The 16,018-nt window shown below is 42.7% G+C and carries 13 protein-coding genes, 3 tRNA genes and 1 pseudogene; 8 read left to right on the plus strand and 9 right to left on the minus strand.

Annotated elements, in window-relative coordinates; translation table 11 throughout:
• Positions 1-31: 31 nt before the first annotated feature.
• A pseudogene (locus tag CO230_RS11505) lies at positions 32-2,169 on the plus strand (S46 family peptidase).
• Positions 2,170-2,375: 206 nt separating this feature from the next.
• On the opposite strand, the gene msrA reads toward CO230_RS11505, so the two are convergent.
• From msrA to CO230_RS11530, 5 genes are all read right to left on the minus strand, one after another.
• Complete coding sequence (msrA, locus tag CO230_RS11510) at positions 2,376-3,026, minus strand: peptide-methionine (S)-S-oxide reductase MsrA (RefSeq protein WP_122028732.1); 651 nt, start codon at positions 3,024-3,026, stop codon at positions 2,376-2,378.
• A gap of 133 nt (positions 3,027-3,159) precedes the next feature.
• Positions 3,160-4,128, minus strand: coding sequence for an ROK family protein (locus tag CO230_RS11515; RefSeq protein WP_122028733.1), 969 nt, complete (start codon positions 4,126-4,128; stop codon positions 3,160-3,162).
• Positions 4,129-4,230: 102 nt separating this feature from the next.
• Entirely contained in the window at positions 4,231-7,302 is a 3,072-nt protein-coding gene (gene secA / locus CO230_RS11520) for a preprotein translocase subunit SecA (protein ID WP_122028734.1), read from the minus strand.
• A gap of 103 nt (positions 7,303-7,405) precedes the next feature.
• Positions 7,406-7,627, minus strand: coding sequence for a DUF2795 domain-containing protein (locus CO230_RS11525; RefSeq protein WP_015807225.1), 222 nt, complete (start codon positions 7,625-7,627; stop codon positions 7,406-7,408).
• Between the two features lie 95 nt (positions 7,628-7,722).
• Positions 7,723-8,751, minus strand: coding sequence for a GDP-mannose 4,6-dehydratase (locus CO230_RS11530; RefSeq protein WP_122028735.1), 1,029 nt, complete (start codon positions 8,749-8,751; stop codon positions 7,723-7,725).
• Between the two features lie 65 nt (positions 8,752-8,816).
• Between CO230_RS11530 and CO230_RS11535 the strand changes: the two genes are divergently transcribed.
• The 3 genes from CO230_RS11535 to CO230_RS11545 are packed head-to-tail and all read left to right on the plus strand — an operon-like array spanning position 8,817 to position 12,303.
• Positions 8,817-9,638: a DUF2797 domain-containing protein gene (locus CO230_RS11535; RefSeq protein WP_122028736.1), complete on the plus strand. Its 822-nt coding sequence runs from the start codon at positions 8,817-8,819 to the stop codon at positions 9,636-9,638.
• A 35-nt stretch (positions 9,639-9,673) separates the two neighbouring features.
• Positions 9,674-11,920 (plus strand): hypothetical protein, encoded by a 2,247-nt coding sequence (locus CO230_RS11540; protein ID WP_122028737.1) that lies wholly within the window; start codon positions 9,674-9,676, stop codon positions 11,918-11,920.
• A gap of 2 nt (positions 11,921-11,922) precedes the next feature.
• Entirely contained in the window at positions 11,923-12,303 is a 381-nt protein-coding gene (locus CO230_RS11545) for a hypothetical protein (RefSeq protein WP_122028738.1), read from the plus strand.
• 21 nt (positions 12,304-12,324) lie between these two features.
• Here CO230_RS11545 and CO230_RS11550 read toward each other — a convergent pair whose 3' ends face one another.
• Positions 12,325-12,672: a hypothetical protein gene (locus CO230_RS11550; protein ID WP_122028739.1), complete on the minus strand. Its 348-nt coding sequence runs from the start codon at positions 12,670-12,672 to the stop codon at positions 12,325-12,327.
• A gap of 278 nt (positions 12,673-12,950) precedes the next feature.
• Between CO230_RS11550 and CO230_RS11555 the strand changes: the two genes are divergently transcribed.
• The gene (locus CO230_RS11555; protein ID WP_122028740.1) at positions 12,951-13,340 is read left to right on the plus strand and encodes an acyl-CoA thioesterase; all 390 of its coding nucleotides are present in this window, start codon (positions 12,951-12,953) and stop codon (positions 13,338-13,340) included.
• A gap of 105 nt (positions 13,341-13,445) precedes the next feature.
• Here CO230_RS11555 and CO230_RS11560 read toward each other — a convergent pair.
• From CO230_RS11560 to CO230_RS11570, 3 genes are all read right to left on the minus strand, one after another.
• A tRNA-Leu gene (locus CO230_RS11560) sits at positions 13,446-13,529 on the minus strand.
• Positions 13,530-13,573: 44 nt separating this feature from the next.
• Positions 13,574-13,646: transfer RNA gene (locus CO230_RS11565), tRNA-Gly, on the minus strand.
• A gap of 9 nt (positions 13,647-13,655) precedes the next feature.
• Positions 13,656-13,737: transfer RNA gene (locus CO230_RS11570), tRNA-Leu, on the minus strand.
• Between the two features lie 159 nt (positions 13,738-13,896).
• Between CO230_RS11570 and CO230_RS11575 the strand changes: the two genes are divergently transcribed.
• The 3 genes from CO230_RS11575 to CO230_RS11585 are packed head-to-tail and all read left to right on the plus strand — an operon-like array spanning position 13,897 to position 15,861.
• The gene (locus tag CO230_RS11575; protein WP_122028741.1) at positions 13,897-14,283 is read left to right on the plus strand and encodes a DUF3127 domain-containing protein; all 387 of its coding nucleotides are present in this window, start codon (positions 13,897-13,899) and stop codon (positions 14,281-14,283) included.
• Positions 14,284-14,339: 56 nt separating this feature from the next.
• Positions 14,340-14,987, plus strand: a complete 648-nt coding sequence (aat, locus tag CO230_RS11580) for a leucyl/phenylalanyl-tRNA--protein transferase (RefSeq protein WP_122028742.1) — start codon at positions 14,340-14,342, stop codon at positions 14,985-14,987.
• Positions 14,977-15,861, plus strand: a complete 885-nt coding sequence (locus CO230_RS11585) for a DMT family transporter (RefSeq protein WP_122028743.1) — start codon at positions 14,977-14,979, stop codon at positions 15,859-15,861. The genes aat and CO230_RS11585 overlap by 11 nt, the downstream gene beginning before the upstream one ends.
• Positions 15,862-16,018 lie beyond the last annotated feature (157 nt).

The raw sequence follows: 16,018 nt of genomic DNA on the forward strand, positions 1-16,018 counted from the left end.
TTAGTATTTTAGCCTACTAAATTATTTATCAATGAAAAGAACACTTTTACTGCTCACCTTTATGATGAGCTTTTTACAGTTGAAAGCCGATGAAGGGATGTGGCTGATGACCATGATCAAGCGACTGAACGGTGTAGATCTGCAAAAACAGGGACTGAAGTTAACGCCTGAAGAGATTTATTCCGTAAACAAATCAAGTTTAAAAGATGCTATCGTACAGTTCGGTGGAGGCTGTACCGCAGAAATAGTTTCAAAAGAAGGGCTGCTTTTTACCAATCACCACTGTGGTTATGGGCAAATCGCGGAACTTTCCACCCCAGAGAAAGATCACCTTACCAACGGTTTCTGGGCTATGAAAAGAAGCGAGGAACTTCCTGCCAAAGGTCTTTCCGTTCGTTTTTTAGTGAGAATGGATGATGCCACCCAACGCATCAATGCCAAACTGAACAATAATATGTCGGCTGAGGAGCGTAAAGCCATCATGACGCGGAATATAAAGCCATCCAGAATGAAAATTCTGAAAACGGTAAATATTCGGTCGTGGTAAGAGATTTCTTTAACGGGAATGAATTCTACTACTTTGTTTATCAGGATTTTAAAGACGTACGTCTTGTAGGAACACCACCAAACGCCTTAGGAAAATTCGGTGGTGACACCGATAATTGGGAATGGCCACGCCATACCGCAGATTTCGCAGTATTCCGTGTGTATGCTGACGCTAACGGAAACCCGGCAGAATATTCGCCGAACAACGTTCCTATGAAGCCGAAACACGCTTTGCCAATTTCCCTTAAGGGTTACCAGCCAGGCGACTTCACCATGATCGTAGGTTTCCCAGGAAGAACCAACAGATACCTTACTTCTTTCGGGATCGAGCAGATGGTGACCAAAGATTATCCGGCATGGGTAGAAGCCTCTAAATTGGCTATGGATGTAATGAAAAAATACATGGACAAAGATCAGGCAACAAAATTGAATTATGCTTCGCAATACGCATCGGTAGCAAACTACTGGAAAAACAGACAAGGCACCATCGACGCGGTGAATAAAAACGGAACTATTGCCGACAAGAAAAAACTTGAAGACAAATTTCAGGTTTGGGCACTTCTTCCAGAAAATGAAGCCGCGTATGGCAGCGTGCTGAACGACATCAAGGCCAACTACGCACAATTCTCTAACCGTAATGTAGAGCGTAACTACTCTTCACAATTGCAGAGAAACGCCAAATACATCATGTTGGCTTACCAATTGGGATCGATGTTTAAAAGCTACGCAGACCAGGATGCTGCCGGACAAGCGGCTATGAAAACAAAAGTAGCCGACGCTATCGATAGAATGTATGACGGCTTCAACGCACAGCTTGAAGGTGAAATGCTAAACGCTATGGTGACACTTTACCAGCAAAAAGCAGCAAAAAGCGATGCCAGCCCAACCTTATTGGCGGCAGATGCTAAGAATCTTTCAAATGTAGCCTACGCCTCATTATTCGCCAATAAAGAAGCAGCCTTGAACTTCCTTAACAATCCTGACCGTCTGAAGATAGATGCAGACCCGCTCTTTAAACTGGCGAACGGTTTTGTGAACGACCAAAAACTAGCTTCAGATAAATACGCGAAAGTAGATGAAGCGTTTGCTAAAAACAGCCGAATCTTCCTTGACGGACTTAGAAAATCGCAGCCTCAAACAGCTTTCTATCCGGATGCGAATTCTACCATGAGACTCACAACTGGTTCTGTGCAGACATTGCCTGTAAGAAACGACAGAAACTATGCAGGTATCAGCCAGAAGAATAACTACTACACCGATATTAACGGAATGGTAGCGAAATACAAGAAAGGTGATGAAGAGTTCGATCTTCCACAGGACTTCCTGGATTTGGTGAAAAGAAAGGATTTCGGACAGTACAAAGATAAAAAAGGCTTCATGCCCGTAAACTTCCTTTCGAATAATGACATTACCGGCGGTAACTCTGGCTCACCAATCCTTGATGGACACGGCAGACTGCTTGGTTTAGCTTTTGATGGGAACAGTGAAGCCCTTAGTGGTGACATCATTTTCGATCCGAAACTGCAGAAAACCATCAATGTAGACATCAGAATGGTACTTTGGATCATTGAAAAATACGGTAAAGCAGGTCACCTCATCAGTGAAATGACTTTAGTGAAGTAAATATCCTTTAAATACAAATGAAGCCTGTTGATTCTTTCAACAGGCTTTTTTAATATTCATGTTTTCGCTAAGTAAAATACTCCTGCGTCCGCAATTAGAATAAGTTTTGATTAGTCTTCTTCGCCTAATTTAAAATTTATAATAGATGACCGACAAATTATTCTGAAGTCCAAACATAAAAAGCGGAGAAAATCCTCCGCTCTTTGTTATTCATTTCCGGTTTCTAACATGCCCAGTTCGCCATAATGTTTCTTGAATTTGGCGATTTTCGGTCCAACAACAGCGCTGCAGTATGGTTGTGTAGGATTTTCGTTATAATATCCCTGGTGATACTGCTCTGCCGGCCAAAACTTCTCGAACTTCGCGAGTTCGGTTACATATTCGCCGTGCCATCTGCCGGTTGCTTCAGAGGCTTTCAGGGCTTTTTCAGCGTTTTGTCTTTCCTTTTCATCTTTATAGAAAATTACAGAACGGTACTGCGTACCAATATCGTTGCCCTGGCGGTTAAGCTGCGTAGGATCGTGTAGGAAGAAGAAGACATCCATCAATTGTTCATACGAAATAATTTTAGGGTCATAGGCAATCTGCACCACCTCTGCATGACCGGTTTCGCCGGTGCAGACTTCCTCATAGGTTGGATTTTCTTTATGTCCGCCCGAATAACCGGAAACGGCCACATCCACGCCTTTCAGCATATTAAAGCAACTTTCCACACACCAGAAGCACCCGCCACCAAAGGTGATATACGACAAATTTTGTTTATCCATTTGTTGAGTTTTGTTTAAAGGTTTTTTAGCTTCCTGCCCGCTGCAGGAATATAAAATTAATGACATCAAAAATACTAAAATCTTATTCATATCATGATAACGGTTAACTATTGTGAAAATTTTAAATACTTATTCAAAAGCAGGTAAATTTCCACTAATGTTTTGAATAAAAAAATGAACATCCACTGCTGTGATGTTCACTCTATAATATATTGAATAATGCTTATTTTTCCCAAACCAAGGCACTTGCACCTAAGATGGCCGCATCAGCCTCATCCAGTTCGCTGAAAACGAGCTTTACTTTATTCCGGAAGATTGGCAAAAGATTGCGCTCCATGTGCAGCTTGGTAGGTTTCAGGATGAAATCCCCTGCCTTAATGACGCCACCAAAAAGCAAAATGGCTTCGGGGGAAGAAAACATCACGAAATTAGCCAAAGCCTCGCCCAGTTTCTGCCCGGTATATCGGAAAACTTCAATGGCGGTTGGGTCGCCTTTCTTGGCGCATTCGTGCACTACTTTAGAGTTGATGGCTTCTTCGGGATAGTCATTCAGCATAGATTCGGGAAACTCGGCCCGCATTTTTTTTGCGGTAATGGCGATACCCGTAGCCGATGCATAGGCCTCCAAAGAACCTTCGGAACCGGTGCTCCAGTGTTTTCTACCGCCTGGTTTTACGATGGTATGCCCCAGTTCGCCAGCGAAACCATCATGACCGTAAATCAACTGGCCACCACTGATGATGCCACTTCCTACGCCGGTACCCAGCGTCATCATGATAAAATCTTTCATGCCACGAGCGGCACCGAACATCATCTCACCAAGTGCTGCGGCGTTTGCATCATTGGTCATTTTACAGGGTACACCAAATTTAGCCTTCATAAGTTCGGCAAAGGGTACTACACCTTTCCAGCGAAGGTTGGGGGCCTGCTCTATCGTGCCACGGTAATAGTTGGCATTGGGCGCGCCAACCCCGATCCCATCAAACTGTCGCTGAGAGCCATGTTTGTTGAGCAAAGGCGCTATACGGTCGTACAAGGCATCTATAAAATCCTCTACTTTCTCATAATTATCCGTGCGAATGTTGCCTTTCTCTAAAATTTCTCCGCGGTGGTTCACCAAACCGTATTTGGTATTGGTACCACCGATATCTACGCCTAAGGCAACCTGCTTTGATAAATCTACTAATGACATTGGATGATAAAATTAAGACACTAAAAATACGAAAAATTAGCGCTATACGCATAAAAAAACTTCTCCACGAGGGTGAAGAAGTTTATGATATTTTACCTAAGATTACGCCGGGATTTCGCCTTTGTAAAGGAAGGATACGATTTCGCGGTTTATTTTTTCGACCATTTCGCTGAAGAGGTAGAAAGATTCTTGCTTGTAAATGACCAGCGGGTCTTTCTGCTCGTAAACCGCGCCTTGGGAAGAACGTCTCAGGTCATCCATCTCACGGAGGTGGAGTTTCCAGTTCTCATCAATAATGGCGAGTGAAATATTCTTCTCGAAATCATTAATCAAAGATTCGCATTTGGTCTCAAAAGCTTCTTTCAGGTCGGTTACAATCGTCATGGTTTTTACACCATCGGTGAACGGCACCTGTATCATTTTAAACATTGACCCTTGGTTTTGGTACACATTTTCAATGATTGGGAAAGATTTTTCCTTCAGCAACTCTAGTTTCATCCGGTAGTCTTCCGAAGCGGCTTTATAGAGGAGATCTGTAAGTTCAGGAATCTGTTTCGTCTTGAAATCATTTTCAGAAACCGGCGCTTCCATGGTGAAATGCTTGATGATCTCGAATTCAAATTCTTTGTAGTCATTCTCCACTTTAGTTTTAGACACAATGGATTGTGATACATCGAAGATCATGTTTGAAATATCGTATTTCAGGTGATCGCCGAAGAGGGCGTTCTTTCTGCGTTTGTAGATGACATCACGCTGCTTGTTCATCACGTCATCATATTCCAGCAAACGTTTACGGATACCGAAGTTGTTTTCTTCTACTTTTTTCTGAGCTCTTTCAATGGATTTTGAAATCATGCTATGCTGAATCACCTCACCTTCTTTATGCCCCATACGGTCCATCATCTTCGCGATTCTTTCGGAACCGAAAAGACGCATCAGGTTGTCTTCTAACGAAACGTAGAACTGCGAGCTTCCCGGATCTCCCTGTCGGCCGGCTCTACCACGTAACTGGCGGTCCACCCGACGAGAATCGTGTCTTTCGGTACCGATAATGGCCAATCCACCGTTAGCTTTCACTTCGCCTTGCAGTTTAATATCTGTACCTCTACCTGCCATATTGGTAGCAATGGTCACCACACCTGGTCCCCCGGCCATCGCTACAATCTCTGCTTCTTTAGCATGGAGTTTCGCGTTGAGTACGTTGTGCTGAATTTTCCGGAGTTGCAACGCCCTGGAAAGTAATTGAGAAATCTCAACCGAAGTCGTTCCTACCAATACAGGTCTTCCGGCGGCGGTTAGCCTTTCGATTTCTTCAATAACAGCGTTATATTTTTCGCGGTTGGTCTTGAATACCAAATCCTGCTTATCTTCACGTAAGATTGGCCTGTTGGTAGGGATTACCACAACATCCAGTTTATAAATCTGCCAAAGTTCGCTGGCTTCAGTTTCTGCCGTACCCGTCATCCCTGCCAGTTTGTTATACATCCGGAAGTAATTCTGTAATGTAATGGTGGCAAAAGTTTGGGTGGCGGCTTCTATTTTCACGTTTTCCTTGGCTTCAATTGCCTGGTGCAAACCGTCGGAATATCTTCGGCCTTCCATAATACGGCCGGTCTGTTCGTCAACGATTTTCACCTCACCATCAATTACTACATATTCATCATCTTTTTCAAAGAGCGTGTAGGCTTTCAATAGCTGGCTGAGGGTATGGATGCGTTCGGATTTTACCGCAAACTCGCTGAAGAGTTTTTCTTTCGCCTCGAATTCTTCTTCTTTACTTAAATTTTTGGCTTCCAGTTCGGCAATTTCGGTCCCGATATCATTCAGCACGAAGAAGTCTTTGTCTTCATTTCCGGCAGACATGTATTCTACCCCTTTATCGGTAAGATCGATCTGGTTGTTTTTTTCATCAATCACGAAATAAAGGTCTTTATCGACTTTTGGCATTTCGCGGTTGTTATCTGCCATGTACTGGCCTTCGGTTTTCTGCAATAAAGCTTTATTTCCGCTTTCTGAAAGGAATTTAATAAGCGGTCGCGATTTTGGCAATCCACGGTAAGCCTGTAATAATTTAAACCCTCCTTCCTTGGTATTTCCGTTGGCGATTAATTTCTTGGCTTCGTTAAAGATGGCGGAAACTGTTTTCTTCTGCATTTCGACAATTCTGTCTACAGAAGGTTTCAGTACGTCAAATTCCTGACGGTCGCCCTGCGGAACCGGACCAGAGATAATCAAAGGTGTTCTGGCATCATCCACTAAAACTGAATCTACCTCATCCACAATGGCGAAATTGAGTTCCCCCTGTACCAGTTCGGACGGGGATGTCACCATGTTATCTCGCAGATAATCAAAACCAAACTCGTTATTGGTACCATAGGTGATGCTGGATTGATATGCTTTTCGGCGGGCATCGGTATTAGGCTGATGAAGGTCGATACAATCTATGGTAAGTCCATGGAACTGATACAGTGGCCCCATCCAAGCGGAATCCCTTTTCGCCAGATAATCGTTGACGGTCACTACGTGTACCCCACGGCCAGGGAGCGCGTTAAGGTAAATAGGCAGCGTACCCACAAGGGTTTTACCTTCACCGGTAGCCATTTCAGCAATTTTTCCGCTGTGTAGAACTACACCACCAATGAACTGTACATCGTAATGCACCATATCCCAGACTACTGGTGTGCCTGCGGCATCCCAACGGTTTTTCCAGATGGCGGTATCACCCTGCACTTCAACGAAATCTTTCGTTAAGGCCAGTTGCCGATCAAGGTCGGTAGCGGTTACACGTATCTCGCCGTTATGTGCCAGCCTGCGCGAAGTTTCTTTGATGAGCGCGAACGCTTCGGGTAGAATCTCGTTTAAAACTTTTTCTTCTATTTGATAAGAATCTTTTTTCAGTTGCTCTACTTTTGTAAAGAGGGCTTCTTTCTCATCAATATTCGTGGAATTTTTAATTTGTTCCTGGGTTTGCTCGATCTGAGCGGTGATGTTTGCTGTAGCGTTTTTCAGCTTTTCTTTAAATTCTGCGGTTTTATCGCGTAATCCGTCATCGGTAAGTTGCTGGATCTGGGGCTCAACTGCTTTTATTTTAAGAACTACTTTTTTTACTTCTTTCAGGTCGGTGGCATTTTTATCACCAAGGAAACCTTTAAGAACTTTGTCTATAAATCCCATAAATTAATTTAGCTTTTTGCCGGTAGTGCATGCGGCATTTTCGCCCTACACAGGGCTATGTTAATAAAAGAGGGCTGAAGCATTTGCCGTAGCCCTTTCTGTTTTAGTATTCGTCTTCGTTCCAGAGGAAGTCGTCGTCGGTTGGGTAATCGCTCCATACTTCTTCAATGGATTCATAGATTTCCCCTTCGTCTTCAATTGCCTGAAGATTCTCTACCACCTCCATCGGTGCGCCCGTACGGATCGCATAATCAATAAGTTCTGCTTTCGTCATCGGCCATGGCGCGTCGCTTAAATATGAAGCCAGTTCTAATGTCCAATACATATTAAATAATTTTTTGCAAAAGTAAAAAAATAGGCGACATATCACATGTTTTTGTCGCTGATTTTCAACAAACTTTGTGTATTATGGCAAAGTTTTCAGGTTGCGTTTCTCAAAAACCATTCCACAAACTTTTTTATGCCAAAATGGAAATCTGTGGCAGGTGCGTAACCAATCAACGTCCTAGCTTTTGTGATATCCGCATGGGTAAGCTGTACATCGCCAGGCTGCATGGGAAGTTTATTTTTAATGGCTGTTTGCTGCAGGTTTTCCTCTATCGCGAGTACCATTTCCTGGAGGGTAACTACCTGATTTTCGCCGAGATTTATAATTTCATACACCGGTTTGTGCTGCTGGATATACATGATAGATTTTACAATCCCATCAATAACATCATCAATATATGTATAATCTCGTGCGGTGCTGCCATCGCCGTAAAAAGGGATTCCCTGTTTAGCGGAAATGAGTTTGGTGAATTTATGAATGGCAAGATCCGGTCGCTGGCGCGGTCCGTACACGGTGAAAAACCTTAGGTGAACCATGTCGATCCCATAAAGATGATGGTACACATGGCCCAAGATTTCGCCGCTTCTTTTGGTCGCCGCATATGGGGAAATAGGCTCATCCACGATATCGGCCTCGGAGAACGGAACTTTTTTATTATTGCCATAAACACTTGAACTTGAAGCCACTACACATTTACCAACCTTGAAATCGCGGCATAACTCCCATAAATTCAGAGTTCCTTTAATATTAACCTCTTCATACTCCAAAGGTCTTTCGATCGAAGGCCTTACGCCAGCCAGCGCCGCCAAATGTATCACGACATCTATCTGGTGACGCTCAAAGACCTTTCGCAAGCCTTCGATATCCCTAATATCCTGATAATAAAGCTGATAATTTGCGGAATCCGTCATAAAAATCAGTTTTTGGATGTCCGCTTCCTTATCTTCAAAAGTGAAGTCTGTGGATTTACCCACCGCCTCCAATGTGTTTTTAATTTTAATCTGATAATTATAAAAACTGTCAAAATTATCCACATTGATGACAGAATGTCCGTTTTTAAGCAGACGCTCCACAAGATGAGAACCGATAAAACCGCTGCCGCCGGTGACTAAGTAGATCATTCAGAATAGTGTTTAGCGCAAATTTAATTAAATTCAAATCATTAATTTTACTGAAAATTTCTCATATGCAGTTTACAGGACAAATACTGAAAATGACCACACAAAACGGGAAACCTATACAGTATTTCCTAAACCTGTCGCACGACCTGATCCACATGAACCAGGTCATCGGCAGAAACATTAAAATAAAACATGTAGGCTATGAATGCGTAAACTGTAGCAGCGACGAGAAAATTTACCGAATGGGATTCTGCAAAAAATGTTTTTTCGAGAGTCCTTATGCCAGTGAGACCATCATTCGGCCCGAACTCTCTACCGCACATTTGGGTATCGGGGACCGCGATCTTGAGGTGGAACAAACCATACAACTGGCCCCGCACATCGTTTATTTAGCTTATACAGGCGAAGTGAAAGTGGGTGTTACACGTGAAACACAACTGCTGACGCGCTGGATCGACCAGGGTGCTACATTCGCGCTGCCTATCGCGAAAACCACCAACCGTTATGAAGCTGGGATGATTGAAGTCGCCCTGAAAAAACACATCTCAGATAAAACCAACTGGAAAAAAATGCTTGAAGACGATTTCGAAGATGACCTGGACCTCGCTGACTTCCGTGAACAGATCAAAGAGCATTTTCCCGATAACTATCAGAATTTTTATACCATGGAGCACGAGATGATCCGGCTGGATTATCCGTATGAGGCTCCTGAGAAAATCACATCCTTTACGCTAGATAAATCTCCGGAATTCGAAGGTGTTCTGCGCGGTATAAAAGGGCAGTACCTTTCGTTCGAAGGGGGCCATTTCATTAATATCCGTGGGCATGAAGGCTATGTGATACAGCTTGATATTTCAAAAGACAGCCAGCCGCAATCACTTTTTTGACAGCAGATTGGCACTAAATTTTAATCTCCCGAAAGATGAAAAAAAAATACGTTCGGTTTCTATCTTTTACGCTGGGGATTTTAGTGCTGGTGATGTTGGTCATCAATTTCGGCATAAATTATTGGCTACAGCAGAACCTTTCCGGTTACATTAAGAAAAATTCTGCCTATCAGGTCAATTACGAGGATTTAAAAGTAGATTTCTTCACTGGGGATATCCTCGTTACGGCAATCAATATCAAAAACAAGAACCAAAACGACCTGAACACCATCGGTTTGCAGGGCAGCATCGATACACTTTCCGTCAGCAGGTTGGGCATTTATCAGGCGCTGTTCAACAAACGCATCAGTTCAACTGATATTTTTTTGGCAAATCCCGATCTTACTGTTCGTCTTGCAAAACCCGTTGATGATAAAACCGGGAAAAAACGCAATCCGGTTGTTTTTGAGAATCTGAAGATCCGTCGTGGCAACATTGCCATTTTTCGTCATACGCAACAAAAATTCCTGGGTGTAAAATCGTTGGACCTAAGCGTAGAAAACATTCAAATGACCGAAGAAAGTGTAGAAAACAAGTTGCCACTTGTATTTGATAGATACGACATCAGCGGAAAAAACTTCTTCTTCAGGCCAGATAATGTGTATGCCATCACCGCCCAGAACATTACCACCGAAAACGGACAGATGAGCGTTAAGCAATTTTCTGTGGTTCCGCTTCTCTCGCACCGTCGGTTTATGGCGTATTACCCCAAGAAGAAAAATCTTTTCGAGCTACATACCGCTGAAATGAATTTCCGTGATTTGGCTTTGGATGATAATAAAATTGTGCTGGCCAACGCACATTTCATCAATCCGGCGATCAAAATCATGACGACGGACGCAAAATCTGCAGCACAAAAAAAGGATTTCCCTTTTATCATTAATATGGAGGATGTCTTGTTGAAAAACGCCAAAGTATCTGTTATAAAACCTAACGGCGAATCCAGCGCGGCGGCTGATGACCTAACACTAAATATCCAAAAGTTTGTAATGGATGCTGAGACCACCAAGGCTGGCTTACCCTTTAGTTACGCCAATTTCAGTATCGCCGGGAAAAATGTTGGCTTTTCTTCTGAAAATCAAAAAGTACAAATCGCAAAAGTACAACTGAACCCCAAAAAAGCTGATTTCCAAAGCATTTCCGTTAAACCTACCAATACTGGGACAGTGGGCACATCATTAGATTTTGTGCTTCCGCGTTTAACCATGCAAATCAATGAATTTAAATTTATTGACAAGAAACTTAAAGCAGACATTCAGAACATCACTGCTAATAATTTAAAAGGCAGCATCTTAGCTAAAGAAAAAAAGAATATAAAGAAAGAGAATTACGACGGAATTCATTTCCCGCTACTCATCCAGAACATTGAGATAAAAAACAGCCAACTTAACTATCAGAAGGAAAACAGACCGCTTGTTCTGAATAACCTTAACCTCAAGATACAAAACATCGAGCTGAATGAACAAACCGCAAAAAACGCGATACCATTTAAAACCGGCAAGTATCAAATCACCGCCAATGGCGTAAATTATCAAACCAAGTTTTACCAAATCACCACCGGTGCCCTGAGGTTGAATAACAATCACCTGCAAATTGCTGGCACAACAGTAAAACCTAGTGTTTCCCGCGCCGCGTTTATCCGCATGATCCCTACAGAAAAAGATTTATATGATGTAAAAGTTTCGCAGATTACGATGAATGGAAAATGGGATATATTCAGCAACCGACAGTTCATCGATGCCTCATCAGTCACTTTGGGCAGCCTGAAGGCTAACATCTTCCGCAGTAAAATCCCAAAAGATGACACAAGTGAAAAGTCACTGTATTCCAGATTGTTAAGGAGCATTAAAATACCATTATACATCAAGGACCTACAAGTAAAAGACTCCTACCTTGAATATGAGGAAGATACCAAAAAAAGTGACGGGCCGGGCAAACTTATCTTCAGCAACTTTAATATGACGGTACAGCACCTGAATTCCGGTAAGATGAAAGGCAGACCTACACGTGTACCCATCGACATTACTTGTCGGTTCATGAACGCTTCGCCCATGCATGTGAAATGGAGTTTTGATACCGCCGCGCCCAATGATGACTTTACGATCGCCGGCAATGTGGCTGATCTGCCCGCCTCACGCATCAACCCTTTTATCGAGCCTTACTTGAAAATACGGGCTACCGGGCAGATTTCGGACTTGATCTTTAATTTCAAAGGAAACAGAAACGGCCTGATGGTACGCTGAACATGAAACATAAAGACCTGAAAGTATCCATCCTGCGGGAAGACGGGGAAAAGAATAAACTTTTATCAGCAGTCGCTAATTTAATTGTGCGATCAGACTCTGGCACTTACCCAGAGTCTGTGGTAGTGGACCCTGTGGAACGCGATAAAACAAAATCATTCTTCAATCTGTTCTGGAAAGGCATTGAACAGGGATTAAAGAAAACACTTATTGGCAAAAACGCAGAAAACACTGAAAAGGCCGTGAAGAACACCATGTCAGGCACGAAATCCGCCGTAGCGCAAGGCAAGGAAAACATCAAGGAAACAGCAGAAGACGTAAAAGAAAAAGTGCAGGAAAAGAAAGAAGGCCTGAAGAATCTTTTCAAAAAGAAATCCGAATAGTACTATCCGGATTTCTTTTATTTAATTATTATCGAAGTTGTACTGTTCATCTTCCTCTACCGGGATTTCCCGAATGAAATTATCAAACTCCGGCCCGTCATAGTTACTTTGGGCACCGTAAGCGTCGATAATCATCCCGATGTTGCCGTCATTCGCCTGGGCGACATATAGTACGGCGTTATCTTCAGGGCTGCTGTCGGCCTCAAATCGGTAGGACCTCAGGATTTTTAAATCTTCAGGTTTGTACACGTCATCTTTTTCTTTAAGTTTCATTTCGCCGTTCTCGTCCATCAGGAACTCCTGTGTAACGTTCTTGGCTGCTAATTTTGCCAGCACTTGGCTTAGCGTGAGCATGGGTTTCGGTTGCATAATGTTATTTTTTCAACGAAAAAGCAAATACTGTGCAATCTCAACCAAGTCGCTCTAAATTATCCTGTGACAGAAATATGGATGAACTGTAAACTTTCCTGAAATATAAAAGCTATATTTGCAGAACAACGGGTGAATCGTGTGAAACTCACGAACTGTCGCGCAACCGTAATCTACCCCAGTAGGAAGTCGGATCCCCAAAAACTTTCGCGATTTGAAGTAAAAACCCATCAAAGGTTTTTATTCATTTCAAATGTATAATGATATAAAAATTAAAGATGGATTACGAAGACAAAATCAAATCCTCAGAAACACACGTTTTTAAAGTGGTTTTCCCTAATACCACGAATCACCACAACACCATGTTCGGCGGCAAAGTCATGGAAATGATGGATGAAGTAGCCTTCATGACAGCCACACGCTTCGCCCGCAAATCCTTTGTAACCGTAAGTTGCGACCGTATTGACTTCAAAAAGCCCATCCCTGCGGATACGCTTGTAGAACTAATTGGTAAAGTAAAATACGTTGGCAACACCAGCCTTAAGGTAAACATCGAAGTATTCGTAGAAGATATGTATCAGGAGATTCGGGAGAAGGCAGTTTCTGGTGATTTTACATTAGTGGCCATAGATAGCAATAAGAAAGCAACAAAGATCTTCCCGAATTAACAAACCAGTCTGTAGATAAGCGAACCCATCAAAGCATTCTATAACCCAACTTTAACCGCACAAAACAAAAAACGCTGCTAATCAAATGATTAACAGCGTTTTATGTACCCCAGACGGGACTTGAACCCGTACGTCCTTGCGGACACAGGATTTTAAGTCCTGCGTGTCTACCAGTTCCACCACCAGGGCGGGTAAAAAAAATAGAAGTTCTGTAAAAAACTCCTATTTCATTGAGCGAAAAACGGGATTCGAACCCGCGACCCCGACCTTGGCAAGGTCGTGCTCTACCAGCTGAGCTATTTTCGCGATTATTAGTGCGGATGAAGGGACTCGAACCCCCACGCCTCACGGCACCAGATCCTAAGTCTGGCGTGGCTACCAATTACACCACATCCGCAATAAACTTCTTCTCTTTTTTTGATGAGTGCAAATATAAAGACTTTTTCCTTTTTAAACCAAACAATTTTGAAAAAAAAATTAATTTATTTATTTTTTTACTTCCTCGCTTTCTTTTTAGCAGCTTTATTTATTACTTTTACATCTTTAATTAAAGATTATGGAATTACAGGGAACTATTAAAAAAATAACTGACATTCAGACTTTTGCGAGTGGCTTTCAGAAAAGAGAAATGATTTTGCTTACAGAAGAGCAATATCCACAGCCCATCAGCATTGAATTTTTGCAGGATAAGGCTGACCTTTTAAATAATTACCGCGAAGGCGAAAAAGTGAAGGTAAGCATCAACATCCGCGGTCGCGAGTGGACTTCCCCACAGAATGAAGTGAAATACTTTAACTCTATCGTTGGCTGGCGTGTCGAGAAAATGGATGCCGGCGGATTCGATGAGCCAACCGTTGCACGACCTGCGCAAAATGCCCCATCCGGCAACACCTCTGCCCAAAGCGATGTGTTCGCGGAAGATGAAGACGACCTGCCATTCTAAGAAAAGGTTGATATACATTGAAATCCTGCTGCCAAGCGGGATTTTAATTTTAAAAGATGGTTTACCTTCAAAAAAATGAAATCTCATTCCCAGACCCCGGACTGATGCACTCAGAAACCGGCTTGATGGCTATTGGTGGAGACCTTTCCCCCGAAAGACTTCTTTTTGCCTATCAGCTTGGGCTTTTCCCATGGTTCAATGAAGGCGAAGAAATCCTTTGGTGGTGCCCGGATCCACGGTTTGTACTGTATCCTAAGGAGGTGAAGATCTCCAAATCCATGAAGAAAATACTGCGTAATGGCGTGTTTGAGTTCACGGAAAACCAATGCTTTACAGAAGTAATGGAGTCCTGCAAAAATATCAACCGTAAAGATCAGGATGGTACATGGATTTCTGGCGAACTGATAAAGTCTTTTTCAGTGCTTCATCTACATGGTTTTGCAAAAAGCTATGAAGCCTGGCAGGATGGTGAGCTTGTGGGTGGTTTCTATGGCGTACAGATCGGCAATTTATTTTGTGGAGAAAGCATGTTCTCGAAAGTTAGCAATGCTTCGAAGGCATGTTTTCTTCATTTCGTGCAGGAACACCCTGAACTTGAACTGATCGATTGCCAGATCCATTCTGAACATCTGGAGCGTTTAGGCGCAAAAATGATCAGTAAGAAAGAATATTTAGAAATTTTAAAAAGAAATAATGAATCCTGAAAAAGAAAAATGGGTTTTACTGGTGCTGCTTTCGGTCATTTGGGGATCATCTTTCATCCTCATCAAAAAATCTCTGGCACATTTCAATCCTTATGAGGTTGGTGCGTTGCGTGTACTGATCGCCGGTATCATATTATTACCATTGGCACTGATGAACATCAAGAAATTCCCACGGAAGAACCTGAAATGGCTCCTTTTGGCCGCAGTTACCGGAAATTTCATCCCGATGTTTCTTTTCCCGATCGCGGAAACCGCTGTCAGCAGCAGCATTGCGGGCATCATCAACTCCATGATGCCTATTTTTGTCATCCTTGTTGGCGCCCTGTTCTGGAATTTTGGGACGACCAGAAGACAGGTGATCGGTGTTTTGATCAGTTTTAGTGGTGCGTGCATCCTGGCCTTTTCAGGAGGAGAAGGCGGACAACTGAAACTCATCCCTATTTTACTTTTATTGTTGGCCACCTTATGTTACGCCATAAGCACCACCACCGTGAAGTCGAAACTCAATAACATCCCAGCCAAGATTCTGTCAGCATTTGTTTTTTCATTTGTTTTGATCATTCCATCGGCTATTTCATTGGTTTTTGCCGGATTTTTCAGTGATTTTAAAAGTGATGCCAATTTATGGGCCGGCTTAGGATATGTAAGTTTACTTTCCATATTCGGTACCGGGCTTGCGATGATGCTTAATTACCGTTTGCTGGGAATCTCTACGCCGCTTTTTGCTTCTACCGTCACATTGCTGATGCCCGTAGTGGCGATTGTCTGGGGACTTATCGACGGGGAAAGTTTAACGCTGCTGCAAGCGATAGGCGCCATAATCATCCTGGCCGGGCTTATTTTCCTTCGTGCCAAGAATACAGCTACAAAATAAAAAACTACAATCCCCTGAGGCATTGCAGTTTGAAATAAATCTAATAAAAAGTAAAAATGAAAGGCGACAAAGATATACTTTTGCCCCTATATCATGCAAGTAAAATTTTAAAAAATTTAATTCTGCTCCTTCATCAGGTTTTTTAATAATTTCCTAA

This window comes from Chryseobacterium sp. 6424, from assembly GCF_003692615.1.
GTDB lineage: Bacteria > Bacteroidota > Bacteroidia > Flavobacteriales > Weeksellaceae > Kaistella.